Source organism: Streptomyces sp. NRRL B-24085 (genome assembly GCF_001282115.1).
Lineage (GTDB): Bacteria > Actinomycetota > Actinomycetes > Streptomycetales > Streptomycetaceae > Streptomyces.
On the sequence record NZ_LJBR01000648.1, the window covers coordinates 1 to 3,762 of the forward strand.

The 3,762-nt window shown below is 73.7% G+C and carries 4 protein-coding genes; all 4 read left to right on the plus strand.

Features of this window, described 5'->3' with window-relative positions; genetic code table 11:
* The first annotated feature begins 228 nt into the window (after nt 1–228).
* Complete coding sequence (locus AOJ26_RS40800; protein WP_053853370.1) at nt 229–498, plus strand: acyl carrier protein; 270 nt, start codon at nt 229–231, stop codon at nt 496–498.
* A gap of 34 nt (nt 499–532) precedes the next feature.
* A complete protein-coding gene (locus AOJ26_RS40805; protein ID WP_053853371.1) occupies nt 533–1,795 on the plus strand; it encodes a beta-ketoacyl-[acyl-carrier-protein] synthase family protein in 1,263 nt (420 codons plus the stop codon).
* The gene (locus AOJ26_RS40810) at nt 1,792–2,955 is read left to right on the plus strand and encodes a beta-ketoacyl synthase N-terminal-like domain-containing protein (RefSeq protein WP_053853372.1); all 1,164 of its coding nucleotides are present in this window, start codon (nt 1,792–1,794) and stop codon (nt 2,953–2,955) included. Before AOJ26_RS40805 ends, AOJ26_RS40810 begins: the two co-directional genes overlap by 4 nt.
* On the plus strand, nt 2,948–3,762 hold an 815-nt coding region (locus tag AOJ26_RS40815), incomplete at its 3' end, for a beta-ketoacyl synthase N-terminal-like domain-containing protein (RefSeq protein WP_053853373.1). The genes AOJ26_RS40810 and AOJ26_RS40815, both read left to right, overlap by 8 nt.

The following is a 3,762-nucleotide window of genomic DNA, read 5'->3' on the forward strand; positions in this document are numbered from 1 at the left end:
GAGGAGGAGTGACCGGCGCCCGGGGGATGCCTGGTGGCGGTGCCGGGCGGGTGCGGGTCCGTCGGGGCCTGTCGCGCCCCGCGGCGGAGCGGCCCGAGGACACAGCCCCGCGCCCCCGAGGGGCGTGTGCAGGGACCGTATAGGGGCCGTATAGCGGGCGATCTCAGTCTTGGGGCGTCAGAGGGCGGGGCCACCGGGCTCCGGCAGTGACGTACTCAGGGAGTCGAGATGAGCAACGTGAGCCTGACGGACGGGCTGGACGCCGAGCGCAAGCAGGAGATCAAGGAGATCGTCTGCGACATCCTCGAGATCGACGAGGACGAGGTCACCGAGACCAGCCTCTTCAAGGAGGAGCACGACGCGGACTCGCTGCGGGCCATCGAGATCCTCGCCGCCCTGGAGCGGACGCAGCGCGTGACCATCGACCAGGCCGAGCTCAGCCGCATGGTCAACCTGGAGGGTGTGTACGCGGTGGTGGCCGAAGCCGCCCGGCGCTGACGTCCCCTTCCGACCGTCAGACGGGTGAGCTGCGATGAATGCTTCGATCAGCACGGACACACAGGCCTCCGGCCGCCGGGTCGTCATCACCGGACTCGGGGTGGTCACCAGCATCGGCATCGGAGTCGAGGCCTTCACCGCCGGACTCCGTGACGGGCGCAGCGGCGTCAAGCCGATCACCGCGTTCGACACGACCGGCTTCGCCCACGCCAACGGCTGCGAGGTCACCGACTTCGAGCCGGAGCGCTGGATCGTGCGGCAGCACCCCGAGGAGCTGGGCCGGGCGAGCCAGTTCTCGGTGGCCGCCGCGCGGATGGCGGTCGAGGACGCGGGCCTGACCGAGGAGGACGTACGGGCGCGCCGCTCCCTGGTGTCCGTGGGCACCACGGACGGCGAGTCCCGCGACCTCGACCAGCTCGTCGGCACGAGCATGGACGGCGGTCCCGACGCGTACGACCCCGCTGTCGCCCGGCGCATCCCCGCGGGACGGCTGTCCGCCGGGATCGTGCGCGAACTGGGCCTGACGGACGTGGAGGCCGTGACGATCCCGACCGCGTGCGCGGCGGGCAACTACGCGGTCGGCTACGGCTACGACGCCCTGCGCAGCGGTGACGTCGACATCGCCCTGTGCGGTGGCGCGGACGCGGCGTGCCGCAAGACGTTCACCGGGTTCTACCGGCTGGGCACCGTCGCCCCCGAGGTGTGCCGGCCCTTCGACAAGGACCGCGAGGGCATCCTCACCGGGGAGGGCGCCGGCATCCTGCTCATGGAGAGCCTGGAGTCGGCACTGGCCCGCGGGGCGCGGATCTACGCCGAGGTGCTCGGCTACGGGCTCGCCTGCGACGCCCTGCACCCGGTCGCCCCGGACCAGGGCAGCATCGCGCGGACCATCGAGATCGCCCACCGCAACGCGGGCGTGACCCCGGACCAGGTCGACTTCGTCTCCGCGCACGGCACCGGGACGAAGGCCAACGACATCACCGAGGCGGGCGCCATCCGCCAGGTCTTCGGCGCCGACGCCATGCCGCGCACCGTCTCCATCAAGTCGATGATCGGGCACAGCATGGGCGCGGCCAGCGCCGTCTCCGCGGCGGCCTGCGCGCTGGCGATCACCGAGGGCTTCATCCCGCCGACGATCAACCACCGGGAGACCGACCCCGAGTGCGCGGTCGACTGCGTGCCCAACGAGGCCGTCGAGGCGGAGCTGACCGTCGTCCAGAACAACGCGCTGGCCTTCGGCGGCAACAACGCCGTCCTCATCCTCGGCGCGTACCGCGACCACCGGAGCGCGGCATGAGCTGGATCGTGACCGGGATGGGGGCCGTCGCCAGCATCGGCGGCAGTGTCGAGGAGATCTTCGACTCGCTGGTCGCGGGGCGCAGCGGGCTAGGGCCGCTGCGCGGCTACGACCGGGAGAAGTTCCGGGCGCGGGTGGCCTACGAGATCGACGACCGGCCGGCGCCGGGCGTCGACGAGCCGCTGCGGGCGACCCGCTGGCTGGAACAGGCGGTCGCCGCGGCCGCCGCCGACGCCGGGCTCGGGGACGACCTGTCCTCGGTGCCGGTGCTGGTCGGCACGACCCTCAGGGAACTGCGCTCGGTCGAGCTGTCCTGGCGCGACGGGATCCCCTTCGACGCGGCCGACCTGCACTTCGGCACCATGCTCCGACGGCGTTTCGGCGCAGCCGACACCCACACCGTCGCCAACGCCTGCTCGGCCTCGCTGTACGCCCTGGCGATGGGCGCCGACCTGCTGGAGGCGGGCGCGGCGGACACCGTGGTCGTGGCCGGCGTCGACACCATCACCGAGAGCACCTACGGACTGCTGGACCGCTGCTACCCCGAAGCACCCGACCGGGTCAGGCCCTTCGACCGGGCCCGGCGCGGAATGCTCCAGGGCGAGGGCGCGGTGGCCGTCGTCCTGCGCAGGGAGGCGGACGGACCGGGAACGGCGCCCCGGGTGCACGCCCGGGTGCGCGGGGTCGCGGTCAACTGCGACGCCTACCACCCCTCGGCACCGGACGCCAAGAGCATCGCCGCCGCCGTGCAGGAGGCGCACCGGAGGGCCGGCGTACGGCCCGCCGACATCGACCTCGTCATGCTGCACGGCACGGGCACCCCGCTGAACGACGAGGCCGAGTCGACCGCGCTGGGCTCGGTCTTCGCGGGCCTGGACGTCTCCCCGTACATGACGGCCATCAAGTCGATGACCGGGCACACCGCCGGGGCCTCCGGGCTGCACAGCCTGGTCGCGGCGGTGGACGTGCTGCGCACCGGGACCGTCCCGCCGACCGTGTACCTCGACGACCCCGTGGAGGCCGTGGCCGGGTTCCGGCTGGTGCGCGGGGCGGCGGAGCGGCCGGACGGGCCGATGCGGCTCGCGCAGATCGACTCCTTCGGGTTCGGCGGGCTCAACGCGGTCGCCGTCGTCGAGAGCATGGGGGCGGGTCATGAGTGACGTCGCCACGGCGGACGCCGTGATCACCGGGCTGGGCAGTGCGGTGCGCGGACTCGACGGGCCCCGGCGGCTGCTCGGCGCGCTGCCCGACGGACACCGTACGGCGCCCGACCCCGTCGGCCGGCTGACCGGGCGCGGGCTGCGGTACAAGGACCGGGCCACCAAGCTCGCCATGGTCGCGGCACAGGACGCGCTGCGGGCGGCCGGCCTGGTCGACGAGTCCGGCGGCCTGACGGTACCGGGCGAGAGCGTCGGGGTCAGCGCCAGCACCAACTACGGCAACGCCGACACCGTCTGCGAGACCGTGCGGACCATCGCCGAGTCCACCTACCTCGGCACCAGCCCGATGATGCTGCCCGCCACCTCCAGCAACGTGGTTGCCTCCTGGGTCGCCATCACGCACGGACTGCGCGGCGCCAACGTGACCCTGTGCAACGGGCCCACCTCCGGGCTCGACGCCGTCAACTGGGCGCGTCTGCTCGTCGTCTCGGGGCGGGCCGAGCGGATGCTCGTGGTGGGTGTGGAGCCGGACAACCCGGCGGTGCGCCATGTCACGGGGGTCGCGGAGGGAGGTGCGGACGGGGTCCCCGAACTGTTCGACGGGGCGGTGGCCCTGGTCGTGGAGTCGGGGGCGTCGGCCGCGGCGCGGGGCGTGCGGGCACTGGCCGTGCTCGGGCCGTACGCGCGTCGGGGACGGCACGCACAGGCGGTGGCCGAGGTACGCCGGCGCCGGCCCGGGCCCGTGGGGCTGTGGTGTGTGCCCGAGCATCCGGAAGGGGTGCGGGCGCCCGCGGCGGGGCTGGGGGC

What these genes read in the sequence shown, in the direction of transcription:
- AOJ26_RS40805 (WP_053853371.1), top strand. Translation starts at nt 533, where the DNA reads ATGAATGCTTCGATCAGCACGGACACACAGGCCTCCGGCCGCCGGGTC.
- AOJ26_RS40810 (WP_053853372.1), top strand. Translation starts at nt 1,792, where the DNA reads ATGAGCTGGATCGTGACCGGGATGGGGGCCGTCGCCAGCATCGGCGGC.
- AOJ26_RS40800 (WP_053853370.1), top strand. Translation starts at nt 229, where the DNA reads ATGAGCAACGTGAGCCTGACGGACGGGCTGGACGCCGAGCGCAAGCAG.